At 68.0% G+C, this 19,845-nt stretch carries 18 protein-coding genes and 1 pseudogene; 12 read left to right on the top strand and 7 right to left on the bottom strand.

The window, feature by feature from the left end:
* Positions 1-167 precede the first annotated feature (167 nt).
* The 3 genes from ACFWU3_RS05985 to ACFWU3_RS05975 all read right to left on the bottom strand — a co-directional run bounded on the left by ACFWU3_RS05985 (position 168) and on the right by ACFWU3_RS05975 (position 3,287).
* Positions 168-551, bottom strand: coding sequence for a YciI family protein (locus ACFWU3_RS05985; protein ID WP_384431774.1), 384 nt, complete (start codon positions 549-551; stop codon positions 168-170).
* Positions 552-1,608: 1,057 nt separating this feature from the next.
* Positions 1,609-2,277, bottom strand: a complete 669-nt coding sequence (locus ACFWU3_RS05980; protein ID WP_384431771.1) for an NAD(P)-dependent oxidoreductase — start codon at positions 2,275-2,277, stop codon at positions 1,609-1,611.
* A gap of 32 nt (positions 2,278-2,309) precedes the next feature.
* The gene (locus ACFWU3_RS05975) at positions 2,310-3,287 is read right to left on the bottom strand and encodes an EamA family transporter (RefSeq protein WP_384431768.1); all 978 of its coding nucleotides are present in this window, start codon (positions 3,285-3,287) and stop codon (positions 2,310-2,312) included.
* 78 nt (positions 3,288-3,365) lie between these two features.
* Between ACFWU3_RS05975 and ACFWU3_RS05970 the strand changes: the two genes are divergently transcribed.
* Positions 3,366-4,253 (top strand): LysR family transcriptional regulator, encoded by an 888-nt coding sequence (locus ACFWU3_RS05970; RefSeq protein ID WP_384432404.1) that lies wholly within the window; start codon positions 3,366-3,368, stop codon positions 4,251-4,253.
* A 67-nt stretch (positions 4,254-4,320) separates the two neighbouring features.
* Here the strand turns inward: ACFWU3_RS05970 and ACFWU3_RS05965 are convergent, their stop codons facing one another.
* Positions 4,321-4,650: a YciI family protein gene (locus ACFWU3_RS05965; protein ID WP_384431766.1), complete on the bottom strand. Its 330-nt coding sequence runs from the start codon at positions 4,648-4,650 to the stop codon at positions 4,321-4,323.
* A 774-nt stretch (positions 4,651-5,424) separates the two neighbouring features.
* Here ACFWU3_RS05965 and ACFWU3_RS05960 point away from each other — a divergent pair.
* The 9 genes and pseudogenes from ACFWU3_RS05960 to ACFWU3_RS05920 all read left to right on the top strand — a co-directional run bounded on the left by ACFWU3_RS05960 (position 5,425) and on the right by ACFWU3_RS05920 (position 15,739).
* Positions 5,425-6,558: a hypothetical protein gene (locus tag ACFWU3_RS05960; RefSeq protein ID WP_384432401.1), complete on the top strand. Its 1,134-nt coding sequence runs from the start codon at positions 5,425-5,427 to the stop codon at positions 6,556-6,558.
* A 447-nt stretch (positions 6,559-7,005) separates the two neighbouring features.
* Positions 7,006-8,121, top strand: a complete 1,116-nt coding sequence (locus ACFWU3_RS05955; protein WP_384431763.1) for a hypothetical protein — start codon at positions 7,006-7,008, stop codon at positions 8,119-8,121.
* A 510-nt stretch (positions 8,122-8,631) separates the two neighbouring features.
* Positions 8,632-11,100: an excinuclease ABC subunit UvrA gene (gene uvrA, locus ACFWU3_RS05950; RefSeq protein ID WP_384431760.1), complete on the top strand. Its 2,469-nt coding sequence runs from the start codon at positions 8,632-8,634 to the stop codon at positions 11,098-11,100.
* Positions 11,101-11,118: 18 nt separating this feature from the next.
* Positions 11,119-11,481, top strand: a pseudogene (locus ACFWU3_RS05945) (serine hydrolase); the annotation flags it as partial.
* A gap of 25 nt (positions 11,482-11,506) precedes the next feature.
* Positions 11,507-11,674: a hypothetical protein gene (locus ACFWU3_RS05940; RefSeq protein WP_384431757.1), complete on the top strand. Its 168-nt coding sequence runs from the start codon at positions 11,507-11,509 to the stop codon at positions 11,672-11,674.
* A gap of 462 nt (positions 11,675-12,136) precedes the next feature.
* Positions 12,137-12,388: a hypothetical protein gene (locus ACFWU3_RS05935; RefSeq protein ID WP_384431755.1), complete on the top strand. Its 252-nt coding sequence runs from the start codon at positions 12,137-12,139 to the stop codon at positions 12,386-12,388.
* A 3-nt stretch (positions 12,389-12,391) separates the two neighbouring features.
* Positions 12,392-12,769, top strand: a complete 378-nt coding sequence (locus ACFWU3_RS05930; RefSeq protein WP_384431752.1) for a toxin Doc — start codon at positions 12,392-12,394, stop codon at positions 12,767-12,769.
* 463 nt (positions 12,770-13,232) lie between these two features.
* Entirely contained in the window at positions 13,233-14,210 is a 978-nt protein-coding gene (locus ACFWU3_RS05925) for an endonuclease/exonuclease/phosphatase family protein (protein ID WP_384431749.1), read from the top strand.
* A gap of 569 nt (positions 14,211-14,779) precedes the next feature.
* Positions 14,780-15,739 (top strand): DUF4344 domain-containing metallopeptidase, encoded by a 960-nt coding sequence (locus ACFWU3_RS05920; protein ID WP_384431746.1) that lies wholly within the window; start codon positions 14,780-14,782, stop codon positions 15,737-15,739.
* On the opposite strand, the gene ACFWU3_RS05915 is transcribed toward ACFWU3_RS05920, so the two are convergent.
* Positions 15,636-15,866 carry a hypothetical protein gene (locus ACFWU3_RS05915; protein WP_384431744.1) on the bottom strand — a complete coding sequence of 77 codons (231 nt, stop codon included), beginning with the start codon at positions 15,864-15,866 and terminating at the stop codon, positions 15,636-15,638. The two genes, ACFWU3_RS05920 and ACFWU3_RS05915, sit on opposite strands and share 104 nt — an antisense overlap.
* A gap of 91 nt (positions 15,867-15,957) precedes the next feature.
* The gene (locus tag ACFWU3_RS05910; RefSeq protein ID WP_384431741.1) at positions 15,958-16,476 is read right to left on the bottom strand and encodes a DUF6924 domain-containing protein; all 519 of its coding nucleotides are present in this window, start codon (positions 16,474-16,476) and stop codon (positions 15,958-15,960) included.
* 133 nt (positions 16,477-16,609) lie between these two features.
* Between ACFWU3_RS05910 and ACFWU3_RS05905 the strand changes: the two genes are divergently transcribed.
* The gene (locus tag ACFWU3_RS05905; RefSeq protein WP_384431738.1) at positions 16,610-17,140 is read left to right on the top strand and encodes a hypothetical protein; all 531 of its coding nucleotides are present in this window, start codon (positions 16,610-16,612) and stop codon (positions 17,138-17,140) included.
* A 272-nt stretch (positions 17,141-17,412) separates the two neighbouring features.
* Here the strand turns inward: ACFWU3_RS05905 and ACFWU3_RS05900 are convergent, their stop codons facing one another.
* Positions 17,413-18,675 (bottom strand): hypothetical protein, encoded by a 1,263-nt coding sequence (locus ACFWU3_RS05900; RefSeq protein ID WP_384431736.1) that lies wholly within the window; start codon positions 18,673-18,675, stop codon positions 17,413-17,415.
* A gap of 405 nt (positions 18,676-19,080) precedes the next feature.
* Between ACFWU3_RS05900 and ACFWU3_RS05895 the strand changes: the two genes are divergently transcribed.
* Positions 19,081-19,464, top strand: a complete 384-nt coding sequence (locus ACFWU3_RS05895; RefSeq protein WP_384431733.1) for a hypothetical protein — start codon at positions 19,081-19,083, stop codon at positions 19,462-19,464.
* Positions 19,465-19,845 lie beyond the last annotated feature (381 nt).

Raw genomic sequence — 19,845 nt, 5'->3', positions numbered from 1 at the left:
ACTGACCTTGCCGAGCTCCAGCTGCATGTGCCGGACCTCACGATCTCCGCATCCGCATCGCGGTGGACCGGGACGCCTCGGTACGGCTGGGAGCGGCCGTGCCCCCGTGATGAGCCACAGTGGCCGAAAGGCGGCACCGGCCCACAGGCCGCCGGAGCCCGCTCGGTTCAGGCCTGGGTCGGGTCACTGGGGATCGGGTGCACTTCCACCGGATCGTTGCTGGGCTTCCCGCCCGCTCCCGGGCACGCCGATGCCCGTGCGGCGATCTCCAGGGCCCGGTCCTCGCTCTTGACGTCGACCACCCAGTACCCGGCCAGGACGGGCCCCGCATGGGCCGGCCCGTCGGTCACCTGAGGCCGCCCGTCGCTTCCAGCCCGCACCGTCCTGACCAGGGAGGGGCCGCCGAGGCCCTGCCCCTCCACCCACTCTCCGGCGGCGGTGAGGTCTTCGTTGAGGGCGTTCATGTGGGCGAACATGGCCTCCATGTCTTCCTTGGAGTACCCCGACATGACGGCGTCCCACTGGTCGGCGGGCACGTTCATCTGGATCATGTACTTCACTTTTCCTCACCCTTCCAGGGCGGCTGATGGGCTTCTCGGGCTTGCAGAGAGTTAGACGGCCGGACGCCGCAGAACTCATCGGCGTCCCCGGCCCACCGCTGAGCCTGTGCGCTACGACCAGCGCATCCCGATCGCGGCCTGGTTCGGCGGTCGCCATGACCGGGACGCCGTCGGGGCCGGTGTTTGGACCCTGCTGATCGGCCTCTGGCCTTGAGTGGCAGGGGTTTTGCGCCATTTCCGGTCATTGGGGGGTTGTTGTCGGCTTGGGGCGGCTAGGTTGGGGGTGCAGTCTCCCCGTGCCGTTCGGGTGTGGTGGTTGGGATTGCTTTCCGCAGCAGAGCGAGCCTGCGGCGTCTGGATACGCCGGGCCCGCCTCGACTCCTGCTGAGGCTGACAGACCCGGTGCGTCCCCCGAGAGCAGGTTCGTAGCCCGGGTGTCCACGCCTCCGGGTTCCGCTCTGAGGGAGTGCTCGATCGTGATGGCACGGCATCACGCAGGGCATGCGGCCGTCGCCCGAATCGGCGGCCGCCGCCCTGTGCCCCGACTCAGGTGGTCACCGGCGGTGCGTATGACCAGCATTCAGGTATCCAGCGCGCGTACTGCAAGGCCGGCCCGGGCCAGGAACGTTCGGCATCGGAGGCCACCGCAGCCCTCACCGCCGAAGATCCCGCTGCCCTGATCGCTGCGGCTCTCTGCGCGCTGGTCCAGACGCAGCCAGTCACGCGGGGACGCGCACTGCGTCGTCGTCGGATGCGTCACGCGTCCTGATGGGTCGCGGGAGTGTCCTGCAGGGGCTCCGGTGGCCGCGCGCAGCAGCCTCTCCCGCGATGCAGCAGCAGGCGTCGACCGCATCCTCGACGACCAGCGGGGGTATCCCGGAATCCCGGAAAACACCACCTGAACCAGCTCGTTGACGTTCTTCACGACGCCATCAACGTCACTTCGCCACCCTCCGTCTCCGCCGAATGTGAGACAGAGCCGAACGTCTTACCGTCCCCTGCACGGCACCTCGACGCTGTCAGCCGCTGAGCTGGATAGAGGCCCGGCTCACGCCGACGGGGCGTCGTCGTGGTGGGCGACCGTGATGACGCGGTCGGTGCCGGGGGCCTCGAGTTCGTCGACCACGGCGACGGCCAGGTCCTCGGCGCTGATCCACGACTGACCGTCGGCGCTGGTGAGCAATGTGTCCGTACCGCGCCGATAGAGGCCGGTCCGGGTTCCGGGCTCGAGCTGGGCCGGCGGGCTCAGGTAGACCCAATCGGCACCGGCATGGGCCTGGCAGGTCCGCAGCTGGGCGATCCCGGCGGCGGCGACAGTCTTGAACTCGGCAGGCACATAGACGGGGTTGTCGGCGACCGGCAGTTCGCGGTCGTCGGGGCTGCGCAATGCACCGGCGCCGCCGACCACGAAGACGCGGATGCCGAGCTGAGCGGCGGCATCCAGCACCGTACGGGTGGCGCCGACCAAGAACTCCTGGTCGACCGGAATGGTCCGCACGGACAGTACGACGGCGTCCGCGGCTCCGTTGGAGGCGGAGCCGGCAAGGGTCTCGCGTACGGCGGTTGAGTCCTGCGCATCGACCGCGATCGGTGTCACGTTCGGGTGCTCGCTCGCCGGCTTCCGGGACAGGGCAAGCACCTGGTGTCCGCGTGCACCGGCCTCGCTGATCACCCGGCTGCCGACCATCCCGGTGGCGCCGAGTACAGCGATCGTCATGCCCCTCTTCATCGCATGCTTCTTCATCGAGTTCATCGAGTCCGTTCTCCTTGAATCCGGTCTTCGCGTACGTGATCCACTGGTGTCCTGCTTCGAGCAACACGGCCGAGCAGGTTCGGGGGACGGAGCTGAGCGGCGAGCAAGGCGGCCAGGGCGAGGACGAAGCCAAGGGTCTGCAGCAGGCTCAGGGACTCGCCGAGCATGATGCCGATGACGGCCGCCACCAGCGGGGACAGCAGCACCAGCGGTGCGGACGCGCCGACCGGCAGCTTTCCGATCCCGCGGAACCACAGGGCGTACGCGATCAGCCCGCCCACGCTGGCGAGCCACAGGTAGCCGCCGACAGCTCCGGCGTCGATCCGCCGTGGCACTCCCTCGATGGCAAGGGCGAGGGGAAGCAACAACAGACCGCCGAACGTCAGTTGCCAGCCGGCCAGCGTGAGGGGGCCGACCCCTGCGGGACGGCCCCAGCGCTTGGTGAGGACAACCCCACCCGCCATGGCGGCCGTACCGCCGAGCCCGGCGAGCACTCCAACCGTGTCCAGCCGGGCCTCCGGCCCGAGCACGACGAATCCGATGCCGACCACGCCGAGCACACCCCAGGCCCATCGCCAGGCCGTCGGCCGGTCGTGCAGCACCGCGATCGCCAACCCGGCGACCAGCAGCGGCTGGGCGGCGCTGAGTGTCGCCGCGACGCCGCCGGGGAGTCGTTCGGCCGCCAGGAACAACAGAGGGAACAGAGCGCCGATGTTGAGTACGCCGAGGACGGCAGCCTTCCACCACCAGTCCCCGCGCGGGAGCACACGGGTGATCGCCAGCGCGAGCAGCCCGGCGGGCAGGGCGCGCATCAGCCCGGCGAACAACGGATGCCCGGGCGGCAGCAGTTCCGTGGTCACGGCGTACGTGGTGCCCCAGGACGCAGGGGCGAGTGCGGTCAGTGCGACGGTCGCCGCCTGCAGCGGGGGCGAGGTACGCAGCGGGGCCGGTGACCGCTCGGTCAAGGTAGGCATGCGATGCAGTCTTGGCCCCGATTGCCATGAATCCAAAGCATGCTTGTCATGCCAGCCATGAACCATAACGATGGTTGTGTGGATCTCCAGCAGATGCGGTACGTCGTCGCCGTCGCCGAAACCCGCAACTTCACCCGCGCCGCGGAGCGCTGCTCCGTGGTGCAGTCGGCTCTCAGCCACCGGATCGCCGGGCTGGAACGGGAGCTCGGGGTCAAGCTGTTTGCCCGGTCCAGCCGCCGCACCGAGCTGACCAGCGCTGGAGCAGCGTTTCTCGTCGGCGCGCGCGAGTGTCTGGCCGCCGCCGACCGCGCGGTCGCCGACGCTGCCGCCGCGACCGGAGTAGTACGCGGCCGGCTCGCCGTCGGCATGATCGTGACCTCGGCCGCCGTCGACGTACCCGAGCTGCTGCAGCGGTACCGCTCCCAGCACCCGCACGTCCGCGTCGCCCTCCGTGCCGGTGGCAGCGACACACTGGCGGCGGCCATCCGGAACGGCGAACTGGACATCGCCTTCCTCGGCCTGCCGGAGGGCGAGCGGCCATCCGGTGTGGAAACCGTCGTTCTCGATCATGACGAGCACGTGCTGGTGGTGCCGGCCGGGCACCGTCTCGCGGGCACTTCCCGGGTCACGCTGCACGAGGTCGCCGAGGAGACGTTCGTGGACTTCATGGACGGGACGCCGGGACGGGCCCAGTCCGATCAGGCATTCGCCGCTGCGGGCCTGGTCCGTGACGTCGCGTACGAGGCCGGAGCCGCGCTGGTGATCCGGCTGATCGCGCGCGGGCTCGGCATCGCGCTGCTGCCGTCGGCGTTCATCCGGCCGCTGGCCGAGGAGGACCCCGAACTGGCGCTGGTCCCGGTGGTCGACGGCCCGCGCCGCATCGAGTATCTGGCGTGGAGCCGATTCAACCCCAGCCCGGCAACTCGGGCGATGCTCGATGTCCTCGGGGTCGGACGACAGGTGTAGGCCCCGGAGTCGTTCATGGAGAAGTCCCGCAGCCCGCCATGGAGTACGTCGCTTCGGTCCGGAGGGTCTAGTCGGGCATGATCTCCCGGACCTCTTGCGCACAGCGGCACGCAGCGGCGATCTTGGCAGCCCACTCCAGCGCCTCTTCGCGTGAGGGCACATCGATGATCGAGAACCCGCCGAGCACCGCCTTGGTCTCCGGGTACGGGCCATGCGCAACGGTCCCGTCGGTCGACACGATGCTCGCCCGCTGCCTTTCCAATCCACCACCGAAGACCCACACACCGGCGTCTTGAGCCTCGCGCACCACCTTGTGCGAGGCCTCGGCCACCTTGGGCAACTCCTCCTCCGGGAAGGTCATCGAGCCGTCATCGAACGAGATCAAATACCGCGTCATACATGGCTCCCGTGGTCGTTGGCGTATCGGCCGCCTCTCACCCTAGGAGGAGTGCCACTGACACCGCTCTCGAATCCGACCTGCCCGTGCTGCTGGGCCGGTCCCTCGTCGAGGGCGTCGCCCCCACGGCGGCTAGGGGCTCGTCCTGATCCGCCGGCGGCCGCAGCGCTCGCCATCAAGGGCATCCGCCCCAAGCGCGGAGAGCACTGGCATGCGGAGACCGTCGCCGGATGCTCACCGACACCACCGGCTGGCCGGCCACGTTGCGGAAGCGGTCGACGTATCGCCGTCCGTCCTGCACGAGGGCGGCAGGTCCCGCACGCACCGTTGGTCACTACGCGGTGGGTGTGCGTCAGGCTTCTCGTACCGTGACCGCGGCTCCGCTCCGGTGCGGGCCGTGATGGTCCGCATCGGTGTGGGCCGTGTGGCTCAGGTTCCGGGCCCTCCGGCTGGTCGGGTAAGCCCGCGAAAGTCGCCAGCCAAGGGTCAGCTGCCGCTCGGCCCGCGGCCGGGGGCGCCGGGCCCGGATCGCCGGGCTCGGACTGTTGCGTACTGCCAGGTCCGTACGGTCATCTCCGGCTCATCGCGGCCATGGTGCGCACCCCGAGCGTGGCCGCTGGTGGAGCAGGCCCCGATCCTGGGAAGAAGAGGAGACCTGACCGTACCGCCGGCACCTGATGGCGGGGCCAGCGTGTCACGCCGCGCCGACGTTACCTCCGGGGCATCCTGTGGGCACTTGCGATCGTGGGGGTGGCCGAAGCGAAGGGTCCAAACATGCGGGTGCCGTCTGAGGGCGTCACGGTCGTTGCTCTCCTGGCGGATCCCGATGCGCCCACGGAGATCGCGCAACGCATGGCCCGGATTCTTCCTGCTCGGCTCGCCGACATGTCAGGCCAGGGGCGACGGTTCGATGTCGAGGTGGTGAGCGAGCCATTCACCTCTGGGGCCGAGGACCTGTCCACCTTGATGCGCCGGATCATGGATCGCGGACGTGCCGAGAACTGGGACATCGTCATCGCCCTGACTGACCTCCCCCTGCTTTCACACGGGCGCAAGCTTGTTGTGGACCTGAGTCACGAACACGGCCTGGCGCTGCTGTCTCTGCCTCCGCTGGGGGGCTTGCGGTTGCAGACGAGAGCCAGGCGGGTCGTCGAAGCAGCCGTGCTCGGCTTGCTGGGTCCGCAGGCCACACAGGCTGAAGGACCTGCGCCGTGTCCGCCGCCTCTGCGACCCTTTGCCGGTCGTCTCACGCCAATCCACCCGAGCCCGGTCGGTGAGGAGGAGACCGCCGATCTGCGATATGTCGTCAGCGGGCTGCGCGGTTACCTGAGAGTGCTCTTCGGCATGGTCCGCGCCAACCGTCCGTGGCGATTGGTGCCAGGCCTGTCGAAAGCCCTGGCGGCCGCACTTGCCACGGGGGCCATCGCCACCCTGGACTCCACCGTCTGGAGCCTTGCCGGGGCCCTGAGCGCGCCGCGCCTCGTGATCGCCATGGTCGGGTCACTCGGGATCATGATCGGGTGGCTGATCGTAGACGGGGAGCTGTGGCACCGATCAACAGAGCTCTCGCGGGAGGCCAGGCAGAGGGCAAGGCTCTACAACGCCTCTACGGTCATGACGGTGGGTATCGGGGTGCTCGTCTGCTACGTGGGCTTGGTCGTCATCAACTTGCTGTGGGCGTTGTTCATCCTGAACGACCGAGTGTTCGCATCCACAACACGAACTTCGCTGCACGCCACGGATTACCTGACGTTGTCATGGTTCGTCGCGTCGATTGCCACAGTGGGCGGTGCGCTGGGCTCAGGCTTGGAAAGCGACGAAGCGATCCGGGCAGCGGCCTACTCCAAGCGCGAACAGGAACGTCGCACCATGCTCCAAAACGACTACAGCGGAGAACCCTCGCAGTGAAGCGATTCCCGCGCAATTGGTTCCCGGACGTGGTGTGTTGGCATTACCGCAGTGCCGCAGTGCCGCAGTGCCGCAGTGCCGCAGTGCCGCAGTGCCGCAGTGCCGCAGTGCCGCAGTGCCGAGGGGCCCGGGCAACACGCGGCGGTCCTTCGGATCAACCCGCGCCCGCTGAACCAGGCCGCGTTGCGCATCATCGGTCGGCGGCGCCAGCCCTGCACTCCGCCCCTGACATCCGTCAGCGTCCGTTCGCAGCAGGCTGTTGAGCGGGACAGTCTCCGCGACGCTCGCCCCCCTCCCTTTCTCCGCCGACTTTCCTACCCCGTCCCGGACTGAACGGGGGACGCCTGGCGCCAAGGCGCCTGTCGCGCTCGATCGTCACCTGGGAGGGCGTTACAACGGAACCTCGGGCCGAAAGGCCGCCGCGCCCACCCCGACCGGATGGAGACCGTGACAGATTCCCTGCCGGCCACTGCGGCGCACGCGGTGCGGATCGTGCTGGTCGCCGACCCCGGAGTGGCGGCGGAGGTCGCCCAGGAACTGGCCGACAAGCTGCCGCAGCTGCTGAGGCAGCGGGTCCGCCCGGACGTCGACTGGCGGGTGACGGCGCGCACGGCACCCCTGGTCGCGGACGAGCAACTGGACGTCTCCTCCGCGGTCGACGTGGTACGTCCCTTCCTCCCTGAGGGGGACTGGGAGGCCGCGGTCTTCCTCACCGATCTGCCTCGACGAGCCGGCCTGCGCCCGGTCAGCGTCGAGGTGAGCCAGGAGGACCGCCTCGCGCTGGTGTCCCTGCCGGCGCTCGGCTCCTGGCGGATGCGACGGCGCGCCCGGCATGTCGTCGCGGATGTCATCGGCAGACTCACCCGCGAGCGGGCCGATATCACTCCGGCGCCGGAGGAAGCCGGCCGGCTCGAAACTTCAGAGACCAGCGAGGATGGCCTGCAACGCTTCATCGTGCCCGGGCTGCGCGGCCATCTGAGTCTCGTCACCGGCATGGTGCGGGCCAACCGGCCCTGGCGGCTCTTCGCGACCCTCTCCCGGGCACTGGCCGGTGTCTTCGCCACCGCCGCCTTCGGCCTGGTCAACACCTCGGCCTGGACCATCTCCTCGGGCATGGACGTGGGCCGACTGCTCGGGGCCTGCGTCTTGTCCTTCCTCGCTCTCACGGCATGGATCATCATCGATCACGAGCTCTGGGAACGCCCTCACGATTCGCTCTCCCGCCCCTTCTCCCGCCTCTACAACACAGTCACCTGCGTGACGATCACCCTCGGTGTGCTGTCCCTCTATCTGGTCCTGTTCCTCGTCCTCTTCGGCGTCACCCTGCTCATCCTGAACTCGTCGGTCCTGGGCAAGGTCGTCGGGCAAGACGCGACAATCCACGACTACGCCGTGCTCGCCTGGTTCGTCAGCTCCATGGGCATGGTCGGAGGTGCGTTCGGATCCGGACTCGAAGACGACGGCGCTGTCCGCAACGCGGCGTACGGCGAGCGTCAGCGCCAGCGGTGGCAGAAGCTGCGGGAGGAGAAGAAGGAGCGGGAAGAGCAGCCGGGGGAGACATAGAGCGGTCGGCCCTGTCCATGAGAACAGACTGGCGCAATGTCCCCGCACAACTTCGTCTGTCACAGCAGTCACAGTCTCGGCGGGCGCGGGTCGAGCCCTCGCTCATGGCCGCCCTGGGGCGCATGCTCGCGACCTGAGGCGGAGCCGCCGGGGCGAGTACTCCACCGGGAGGCGGACCACCCGCGCTCACCGAAGGGCGTCGGCAGGGGCAAGCGAAGGCCCCGACTGGTTCGGGGGATCCCCAGCTGGGGCCGATCGACAGTGGGCGAGAAGGGCGGTCGCCTCGCGGCGGGGGCTCCATGAGGCTTCAGCCGAACGATCGTCCTCATGGGCGAAGGGTGAGGCACGGGGACACAGTTCCCTTTACGTCCACATACGGTCCAACGGTGAAGCACCCTCGAATGTTCCCTGGGAGCGGCTCATACCGGGACTGTCCGGATGCTCATGTGAGCGGGATCCGGTGGCGGTGCCTGTCGCGCGGTTCCCGGCGCGATCAGGTAATCAGGAACGGTGAACAAGGACGCGAGCGACCCTTTCGTGCATGTCCGGGGCGCCAGTGAGAACAACCTGCGGAACGTCGATGTCGACGTTCCGCGGGACGCGATGGTCGCCTTCACCGGCGTCTCCGGTTCGGGCAAGTCCTCGCTTGCGTTCGGCACGCTCTACGCGGAGGCGCAGCGGCGCTACTTCGAGTCCGTAGCACCGTACGCCCGAAGGCTGTTGCAACAGGTCGGCGCACCGCACGTGGAGGAAATCACCGGACTGCCACCTGCCGTGGCCCTGCAGCAGCGACGTGGGTCGCCCAGCTCGCGCTCGACGGTCGGCACCATCACCACGCTGTCCAATCTTCTGCGCATGCTGTACTCCCGCGCCGGCACCTATCCGCCCGGGGCCGCACGGCTGGAAGCCGAGTCGTTCTCACCCAACACCGCGGCCGGCGCCTGCCCGGAGTGCCACGGACTGGGCGTCGTGCACGACGTCGCCGAGGACCTGCTCGTCCCGGACCCCTCGCTCAGCATCCGCGAGGGGGCGATTGCCGCCTGGCCGGGCGCCTGGCAGGGCGCCAACCTGCGCAGTGTCGTGAGCGGCCTGGGGATCGACATCGACAGACCGTGGCGCAGGCTCAGGAAGAAGGACCGGGACTGGCTGCTGTACACGGACGAGCAGCCGTCCGTGTACATCGAGCCGGAGGAGGACCGCGTCGACTACGGCTACCAGGGCAAGTTCTGGAGCGCCCGCAAGCACGTCAGGCACGTCCTCGCCGACTCCAAGAGCGAGAAGATGCGCGAACGGGCGCTCCGGTTCGTCAGGAGTGTGCCCTGCCCCGAGTGCCACGGCAGCGGACTGCGGCCCGAGGCGCTCGCCGTCACCTTCGCCGGACGTTCCATCGCCGAGATCAACGCGTTGCCGCTCACCGAGGTCGTGGCGCTCCTGCGTCCCGTCGCGGGACGGTCCAAGGTCGACGCCACCACATCGACCGCCCGATCAGGGGAGACGACCGAGGTCGCGGTCCGGATCTGCGGCGATCTGGTCGCGCGGGTCGACGTCCTGCTCGACCTGGGCCTCGGATATCTCAGCCTCGGACGCCGCTCGACGACCCTGTCGCCCGGCGAGGCGCAGCGCCTGCGGATCGCCACCCAGCTGCGCTCGGGGCTGTTCGGCGTCGTCTACGTCCTCGACGAACCCTCCGCGGGCCTGCACCCGGCTGACGCGGAACCGCTGCTGGACGTGCTGGACCGCCTCAAGGCGGCGGGCAACTCGCTGTTCGTCGTGGAGCACGACATGGACGTCGTACGGCGGGCGGACTGGGTGGTCGACATCGGCCCCGGCGCGGGCGAGGGCGGCGGACGCGTGCTGTACAGCGGCCCGGTCGCCGGTCTTGAGCGGGTCGAGGAGTCGGCCACGAGCCAGTACCTGTTCGGGCGCGCCCAGCGGCTCGACCACCGCCCGCGCACACCGCACGGCTGGCTGCACCTGCGCGGCGTCTCCCGCCACAATCTGCACGACGTGTCCGTCGACGTACCGCTCTGCGTACTGACGGCGGTGACGGGAGTATCCGGTTCCGGAAAGTCGACGCTGGTGACGCAGGTGCTCGCCGAGGTCGTCCGCGGCCACCTCGGACTCGCGCCCGAGGAGCCCGACGAGGCGCAGCTGGAGGTCGACGTCCAGGACGCGTCGGGGGTCGAGTCGTTCGACCGGCTGGTCCGGGTCGACCAACGGCCCATCGGCCGAACTCCCCGGTCCAACCTGGCCACGTACACGGGGATGTTCGACGCGGTGCGCAAGCTGTACGCGGCGACGGACGAGGCCAGAGCGCGCGGCTACTCGGCCGGGCGGTTTTCCTTCAACGTGCCCGAAGGGCGCTGCGAGACCTGCCAGGGTGAAGGATTCGTCGCGGTGGAGCTGCTGTTCCTGCCCGGCACCTACGCGCCGTGCCCGACCTGCCAGGGCGCCCGGTACAACGCCGAAACGCTGGAAGTCACCTACCGCGGCAAGAACATCGCGGAAGTGCTGGCGCTGTCCGTCGACGCCGCCGCCAAGTTCCTGTCCGCCGTCCCGGCCGCCTCCCGCAGTCTGGAGACGTTGCGCGAAGTGGGCCTGGGGTACCTGCGGCTGGGCCAGCCCGCGACGGAACTCAGCGGTGGTGAGGCGCAACGCATCAAACTGGCCACCGAGCTGCAGCGAGCCCGCCGCGGGCACGCGCTCTACCTGCTCGACGAGCCGACGGCGGGGTTGCACCCCGCGGACATCGCGCTGCTGCTGCGACAGCTGCATCGGCTCGTCGACGCCGGCAACACGGTCGTCCTCGTCGAGCACGACCTGGACACGATCGCCACCGCCGACTGGGTCATCGACCTCGGGCCGGGCGGCGGCGACGCGGGCGGGCGGGTGGTCGCGGTGGGCCCGCCGGCCAAGGTGGCGAGGGCCCGCCGCAGCGCCACAGCGCCCTATCTCGCGGCCCGGCTCGAGCGCCCCTGACGACGGCGCGAGGGGGGGCTGAGGTCCGTACGGGAATTGGTCCTTCAGCCCGGCGGCATCACGGAGATGCACCTCGCCGGTGACACGCTGGGCGACCGGCACCTCGACGAGGTTGCCTACACCGACTATCCGAGCACCAACGTCAGCCCCTACGCCTTTCGCGTCTCGCGGATGGACGCTCATGGCGGCTGGCTTGCCACCGCGGAAGCTCTGGTGCGTTTCCTCGTGCACGTTGACGGGTTTCCGCAAGAAGGGGACATTCTCTCGCCTGCCTCCCTGGCCATCATGTCCACTCGTGCCAGCACGCCCGACTCATTGGGCACAGGAGCCAACTACGCCAAGGGGTGGCTGATCCACGCCGAGGGGAACCGTTTTCACAACGGCGACCCCGGGCACGATGGCCCTCGTGGTCACCACCGTCGACAACCGCTGCTGGGCCGTGCTCCTCAACGCCCGCGACTGTCCCAACCCAGCTCGCTTGGACGAGATGCGCGGGGTCCTCGATGCTCTGATGTGGCAGCTCGGCAATCTCACGACTGACTGGCCCATCCTCTCCGCTTTCCGCGACGAATGAAGCAAGGGCAGCTCCAACAGGCTCGCGTCGTCGCCAATAGCCGTAGTGACGTGGCTCGCAGGGCGGGTGGACGGCCGGGTTCGCCCATGGACGTGAGGTCCGGCGGGAACCGACCGCCGCAGCCCCATGCCGGCTGCCTCTCGGCGTGGCCTCGCGCTCAGTGCACCAGGCGCGCCGAGCGCCGCGGCGGCAGGAGGGGCGCGAGCGGGCTCGGGCGGTTCGGCGGAAGGGCAAGGATCAGTCCTCTTGCGCGATTCTGGTGCAAGGTGCCGGGAAGCCGCCGAGGCTCCTCGGTGGTACGGCCGCGGTCTCAGCGGCCTGGCAGAAGCTGAAGCCAGAGCGCTCTGCCACGGCTGCCCGGATGAACGAACCGAAAGGAGCCGTAGCCGCCTCCAGGTACCTGCTTGCAGGCTGTCTACCTGCGTGGATGTGGATTCCGGTACCTCGGAGTACCTTAGAGGCATGGCGGCACTCAATGTGGAATTCGATGACGACGAGCTTGAGGCGATTCGCCAGGCAGCTCGAGACGCGGGTATGACGATGAAGGCTTTCGTCCGGCGATCCACCGTGGAGGTCCTTGAGCACAACCGTGCCCTCAAGGAGGGCGCCGCCGAGTTGCGGCGCGTCTTCAACGACCCGGGTCTGGCGGACGCCATTGCCGCAGCTGGCATCGACGACGGACCGACTCCGACTGCAGCAGGACGGGCCGCCTGATCCATGGCGCCCATCGTTCACGTGGACGTCCGCTGGCTCTTGCAGCAGTACGAGCAAGTCCTCCCGCAGGAACACATGGTGTCCGACTTCTCCGCGCTCGTAGCGTGCGTCGCTCGACACCGCGTCGACCCACCTCGACTCGGGATCGACAGCGACCCCGCGTGGCGCGCCGCGGCCCTCCTGCAGACGCTGCTGCTCCTCAAACCCTTGCCGGCTTACAACGTTCGCTTTGCGTGTGCCGTGACCATCGCGTACATGCACGCCAGCGGCGAAGGACTGGACACCCCCTACGGCGAACTCGTCGAGCTGTGCAAAGAGCTGATCGCCGGCAAGGCCGATGTCTTCCACGCAGCGGATCAGCTCCGTGGATGGCGGATCTGACGCACGCCGTTGCCCCATTGAATTGCCCCCGCTTGTCCGGGTGGTGGGGCTCCGGCCCGCCCCGCCCGTCAGTGCCTGGCTGACACCCTTGGCTGTACGGGTGCAAGGTCAACGTCTGGTCCGGCGAACCTGACCATGGTGCGGCGAGCAGAAGACAGAGTGAGTAGGGGCGCCTTGTCGAAGTCTCCTACCTGGCCCTCTTTTCGTGGAGGAAGGTGACCCGCGGGTTCATGGTCTTCATCCTGTGGCTTCCAGGCGCGGATCTCCAGGCGAGGGAGGGGAGCTTCGGGCTCCAAGCGGTTGTTGGCGACGAGACACTCCTGCACGGCAGTGGTGTCGTCTGAGCCGTGGGCACCAGCGGGCGTGCTTCTGGTTGCTTGGTTTCACTTGAACGGCTCTTGTGCACGGGATCCGTGATCTTGGACTCTCGTTCTGACTGGCTTCCCGCGTCGAGGAGGATTTCGTGCCGTCTGAACCCGACATCCTGGCGCCGCCTGTGCGGGTGGCGGATCGTCTCGCACGGTGGGAGGCGGCGCTTGACGAGTCGGTCGAGCCGAAGAAGGCTGGATCGCATCTGCGTATTGCGACGTGGAATCTGCGGGCCTTCGCCGGTTTGACCAAGGCGTGGACCACACCGGAAGGGGCTTCACCGAAGCGGAACTTCACCGATGTGCGGGTCATTGCCTCGGTGGTGCGCCGGTTCGACGTGGTGGCGGTGCAAGAAGTGCGTGGCGATCTTCGGGCGCTGCGCTACTTGCTCAAGGCGCTGGGGGAGGACTGGGCGTTCGTCTTGACCGACGTAACCGAGGGGAAGGCCGGCAACAACGAGCGCCTCGCGTTCCTGTTCGATACGCGGCGGGTCAAGCTTTCGGGTCTGGCGTGCGAGCTGGTCGTCCCGCTGGAGCAGGAGGCGGGTGTTCGCGCGGGTGATCTGGACCGGCAGTTCGCCCGCACACCTTACGCGGTCAGCTTCCTGTCCCAGGGGCAGACCTTCACTCTGGTCACGTTGCACGTTCTGTTCGGTCAGAAGGCTGCTGACCGGGTGCCGGAGCTGCGGGCGATCGCCGAGTGGCTGGCCGGCTGGGCGGAGCGGGAGTTCGGCTGGGATCACAACCTGATCGCCCTGGGTGACTTCAACATCGACCGGGCGGGCGACCCGTTGTTCGAGGCGTTCACTTCTACTGGGCTGGTGCCCGCACCGGAGTTGGAGGGGCTGCCGCGGACCATTTTCGATGATCCGGGCGCCGAGCATTTCTACGACCAGATTGCCTGGTTCACTCACGGTCAGGAGCGTCGGCCGGTGTTGACTCTGGACGCGGTCGGCGGCGGTCATGTCGACTTCGTCCCGGAGTTGCGTGGGAACGGCACGCTCAACGACCTGTCGTGGCATGTCTCCGACCATTACCCCCTTTGGGTGGAGTTCGCCGTTCCCAGTGGCTGAGTTTGGTCCGTTGGTGCGGCGGGCTGTGTCTGGTCGGGCGATGTCTCGGCTGGGCTCTTCGGCGTGGTCAACGATGCTGACTAGCGTGCCTGCGGCCGCGGTGAGTGCCTCGTCGCTGTCCCCTTCGGGTCTGCCAGGGCGCACGACGCTGTGGCTCGTCAACACCGCATTCATGCCTATCGACGAGAACCGAGTGGGTGGAGGCGGTGAGATCGGCAGCCACGCGGTGTGATGGTCGGTGGCATGCTGCGGTTGGTGTAATGGCGCCTGTGAGCTCATTGGCCGCCCAGGGTTCTGCACCGTGGTGCAAGATCACGGCCAGTCCGAACCGTGGGGTCGAATCGCCACATACGGGTTCTTGCGGACAAAGGGCCCGGCGATCATAATCCGCGTGTCAGGTTCGAGTTCTGCTTCCGGCTTCCGGCCGCCAGCCTGATCGATCCTGCGGTGCTGCTCGGGGTTTCGGTTCGCCACGCTCGAGCCCGTCCTCCGGCGTCGGGAGGAGTCTGCGGCGGCCATACCAGTACAACCGCCCGCCGCGACGCCTTGACCAAGGACAGGAGCTGACCGTGGTGTTGAGCAGTGGTGGGTACTCGGCGAAGCTGAAGGCTGCCTGCGTGGCAGCGCTGCTCGTTGCCGGTTTCGCCGCCGTCTCGTGTGGCGGCGACGGCAATGCGGCCGGCGCCGGCGGCAAGGTCACGGTCGTCTACGAGGACGCCACGATCAAGCCGAAGGACCGGCGTGCCGTGGCGGTTGTCCGGAAGTCCGCCGTGCTCGAACAGGTCGCCGGCTGGGTGAACACGTCAGTCGCGCTCCCGCATGACATGGTCGTGAAAGTCACCGACAAGGTCCCACCGGGGGTTACGGATGCGGTTACCCAGCCCGACGGCAGGACGATCTTTGTGCCCCCGCCGTTCCTGACCCTGATCGAAGGGGTTCTCAGCAAAGTGGTGAAGACCGTCGAGCGTCCCGCCCTGTTCCCCAGGGCCAGGTTCAACGCCGACGACCTGACCGCGTTGTCGACTCAGTTCATCTTCGGCCACGAGATGGGCCATGCTCTGCAGCGTCAGCTGTTGCTGGCGAACCTCGGCCTCGAAGAGGACGCCGCCGACGGGTTCGCTTCGTTCTATACCGTCAACGAGGTTGGACCCGGTCCGTCGTTGGCAGCTGCGATCCTTTTCGACGAGCTCGCACGCGAGGAGGGCAGGCTGACGCTGGAGGGGTTCTCAAGCGATCACCCCGTCACCCAACAGCGGGTCTTCAACTTCCTTTGCTACCTGGAGGGGAGCGATCCGAAGAGGTTCCACGGCCCCCTGGTCGATGCGGGATACCTGCCGAAAACCCGCGCCCCGTTGTGTCCGCAGGCATGGGCGATGCTGGACTACGGCTGGTGGACCCAACTCAAGCCACATTTCCGTGGGGCATTCAAGGATCAGGGCGACAAGGCGCAGGAGAACGCACGCGACCACCTGATCGCGGAGACGAAGGCTTTCGAGAAGCAGATCGACAAGCTCCGCAGCGGGCAATGAGCATGAACGGTCGATGCTCGGGCAGGTCCGTCCAGGGAGTTCTGGTGCGGTACTTGGACACGATCGCGTCGATCACCTGCCGGTGTTCCCGCCGCCCGCCACGCCTCGGCGTCTGATCCGGCAGCAACGGCTCGATCCGCGTTCACTGCGGGCCACTGAGCGACATACCTCCACGAACGACTCGCATCTGCCGTGGGAACGGCTGCCCGCTGCATGGGTCAGACCGGCCGCAGGACCTGATCAGGCTCGGCGGCAGCTGCCTCGGCGAACTCGGCGAAGTCGGCGAAGTCCAGGTTGCCGAGCGTCAGGTTCGCGTGGACGTCGTGCACCGCGGCGGGCGCGGCGCGGAACTCCCTGGGTTCCGGCGACTCGATGAGCTCTTGGTAGTAGACGGGATCAAGGTCGCTCTCGTCCTCCCAGGTGGTCGTCAGAGCCAGCAACGCCCACGCCGGCGACTGCATGGTCTCGCGGTCGGCGAGGAATACGACGCTCAGATCCTCGTCCGCGTCCACTGCGGCAAGAACCTCGTCAGCCGTTGCTCCCGACCAAGCAGGCACGTCGACGATCTGCACCCGTGCGGGAAATTCACCGGCCGGCCCATACGGCCGGCGCAGTTCCCCGACCACGGCTTTCCAGGACTCGTCGTCGCTGAAGTCGGTCCTGATGACGAGAGCGTCGAACATGTCGCGTCCGACGATCTCAGGCAGTGCTCGCTCAAGGCCCTCCGGCATCGTCATGCCCAGGACTCTCCCACACCGCACTGGGCGGGCACCCACCCATCAGCCGCGTCAACAACGCTCCAGGTCAATGCACCTGACGCGGTCTGTCCGCTGGCAGCGGGAGTATCCACGCAGAAAGTGCCTTCCTGCTGTGGTGACAGAGCCCTGGACCCTCCGGGCGGAAGCTGCTGACCATGCGGGTCGGGTGTGGGATCGCTGGCAGGAGGTGGTTTCCCGCCACCTGGCGCCGGACGACGGGTCGGTGTTCTTCTACCGTCACCTGGCCGCCGGAGGGACCAGGGACTCGTACGAGACATCGCGGGAGGCCGCCGAATACCGGGCGCAGCCAGCCGTCCGTGCCTGGGTGGATGTAGCGCCGGTACTGGCCCGGCCCGACATCGCGGACCACTCTTCTTTTGGCTGGGATCCTGTCGGAATCGGACAACGCAGCCGCGAGGAGTACGTCGCGACCTACGAGTTCAGCCTTCTGCCACTGCGCAACGTGCTGACGCTCAGTGGATGGTGGTACGAACCTGGCGATGCTCCCCTGCACGGCGCATGCCACGCTCCCCTCGAATGCGTCCACGAGCCGGACTTCGGCATGGAGCACGTGGGGGTTCAGTCCTATCTCATCGCCGTGCCCGCCGAGACTCTGCTCGTCAACGTGCACTGCCACGTCTGATCCGTCCCACCCGTATGGCGGTTCGACGCCACCTTGCACTGGTGATCACGGGACCACCTCTAGCGACGGCCGGGCGGTGACGGGCTGTTGGTTACCCGGTCGATGGCGTGCCCTGCCCGGAGTTGACGCAGGAACGGTAGGACAGCTCAGGTCGCCCGGCTGCTGGACCGGCGGGCTTCGAGGTACGCGGTCCAGTCAGCTGGCGGGGAGCGTCATTCGAACCGTGCGGAATTCCCGGCTCCGGAGCAGCTGACAGGCACAGGCGGAATCGTTCAGCGGCCGTCGCGGCGCCATTCGTAACGCCACACCGCGTCGAGGTAGCCGTCCTCTTCCAGAGAACCGCGCTGCGGCGGGCCGAGAAGGCGTGCTGCTTCCACGCACCGTTCGTCGTCGTGGAGGGCAAGTCCGTAGACGGCAGCCAGCTGGACCAGACGGTCCGTATCGTCCAGCACAGCTGCCATGGCGTCCGCGAACACGGGATCGTGGTCCCTGCCCTCGGCAACCACGCGGCAGGCGGTCTTCCGTACCACCGCGTCCGGATCGGCCATCAGCCCCAGCAACGCCGTGCGAGCATCGCCGGAAAAGGCCGGCGGCGAGGACAAAGGACTGAGCCCTTGCGCCACCGCACGCCGTACCCGGGCGTCGGGATGGCTGGCGTGCGGCAGAAGGGCCGCCTCCGCGCGGGGGTCACTGTGTTCTCCAAGAGCGACCAGCACCTCGGTGAGGACGGCGATGTCCGTCTCTGCGGCCGCCCAGCCGGTGAACAGGTCCAGAGCGGGACCAGCGAACGCGTCCTCGTCGCTGTCGTCGAACAGATGAATAAGGCGGAGCACCTCGGCACCGAACAATCGGCGGGATGGGTCCGGGCTCGTACGCTGTACCGCCGCAGCGGCCCAGGTCGCCTCCTCTCGCCGTCCACTCAACTGGAGGCTGGCACGGCTCCACGTTGCATGGTCCTGCTGATCGACCTGGGCCAACGCGCGGTCCATTAGCTCCTCGAACGAGGTTCGAACCCCGAGCAGTTCCTCGACGTACGTGAGGATCGCCCCATGGCCGTCCCGCGCACTCATGCCACCAAGGGTGAACTCGACGACGCTGTCGTACTCGCCGTCTTGAACCCGCTTACGACCGACAGCGTCCCGGGATCCGGTACGGCGTCGCAGCTCGGCCTCGACCCCCGTCTCGTGCCAGCGGCGCGCGAGGTCCCGGGCCTCCAGGAGTGCGATCTCGGGATACCTGCCGCGGATCTCGTGGTCCAGGAGCGCCTCGAACAGGGCGGGCGAACCCGAGTCGACCGCCTCACTCATGGGGATGAGGTCATCGGGGCGGCTCCGGCCTGAATCCGCACCGTACTGAAGCAGCAGTTGGGCGATGCGCCCGGCGTGCATCCGGACGGCCAGGCTGAACGCGGCGTCCAGGTAGACGGAGTCGCTGTGCTCGTGGAGAAGGATCCTCACCAGGTCCGTGTCTCCAGCCTGGACCGCGGAGATCAGGGAGGACTGGCCGTCCACCGCATTGCTCGTACCCGTACCCACGCCCATGATCCTGTTCCCCCGTAGCGTTCTCGCAGCTCAGTGTAGATCTGCCGAATTCGGCCCGACGGGGCGGATAACAGCTGGCACGGCCTCGTGGACTTGCCTGACGACCGAATCAGGACCGGGGTATGGAGGCCCGGCGGCAAGGGCACGCTGGCGTGCTTGGAGTAGGCGGTCCAGTCGGTGGCGGCGCGGCGGCGCCACTGGACGGCTGTGATCGGGTGGAGGCCGAGCATCGGGCCGAGGACCGCGGGCGGCAGGTCGCCAGCGAGGGCCACCAGGGCGGTTCGCGCTACTCGATCTTGATGTGACGACGGTCGATAGCTGGCCCTTCCGGGCCGCAGTTGGCCAGCATTCGGCCGGACGCGTGATCGGGCGGACGCTGGTCTCTGGCAGCATGGGCCTGTGAACAGCGCGAACGATGCGGCCGACGGACTCCAACTGCTGGCGGGCTTGGAGGTCAGCGCCGTGTCTTTCGTGCGCGACTACGTCGAGCTGCACTTCGATGGGCCGGTATTGCGGGCCTTGAGCAACCCTCTGGGCATGTACGGGGGTCGCGAGTGGCACTTTCCCGAACCGGGGTCGCTGGACCTCATGCGCTGCTACATCGGTAAGACCGTCGATGCATACGAAGAGGATCCGGAACGGATTCTCACTCTGCACTTCGGGGAGCACCGCTTCGGCATCCCGCTGGACGACGGCTCAAGCCTGGGACCCGAGTCGGCCCACCTAATCGGCGTCGACGCGAGTGGTATGCCTTCCCCCCTTGGCGGGATGTGGATCTGGTAGGCAAGGGCTGCTCCCACGCTTGGCGGTACGGAGCTTGCGGTCCGTCTCACTCTGTGCCGGTGTGTATCCGGGCGAGTCGGGATGTGCGATGGTCTCCGTGCGCCCGCCCATCAAGGGCCGCTCGTAGGTCTGGCCGATCATTCTCTCCGCGCTCTACGCTAGCCCGCGGCAGTGCAGCTCATATTCGGCACGGCACGGTTGAGCTCAAGCTGCTTGGCTCTCAGGTCATCAGGAAAGACGTACGCACTCGCCGCTCTCGTTCGAATGTTTCGTCGCACGCTAGGGGCCTAGGACGAGGGCCGACATGGTCGGACCGTGGCGGTCTTCTCGTCATGGGCGGCCAGGCCGCGCCATTGCGATCGATGACCGGAACGAAACGCC

The sequence above is a fragment of the Streptomyces sp. NPDC058685 genome (genome assembly GCF_042714725.1).
Lineage (GTDB): Bacteria > Actinomycetota > Actinomycetes > Streptomycetales > Streptomycetaceae > Streptomyces.
This window is presented reverse-complemented; position numbering and strand designations above follow the sequence as displayed.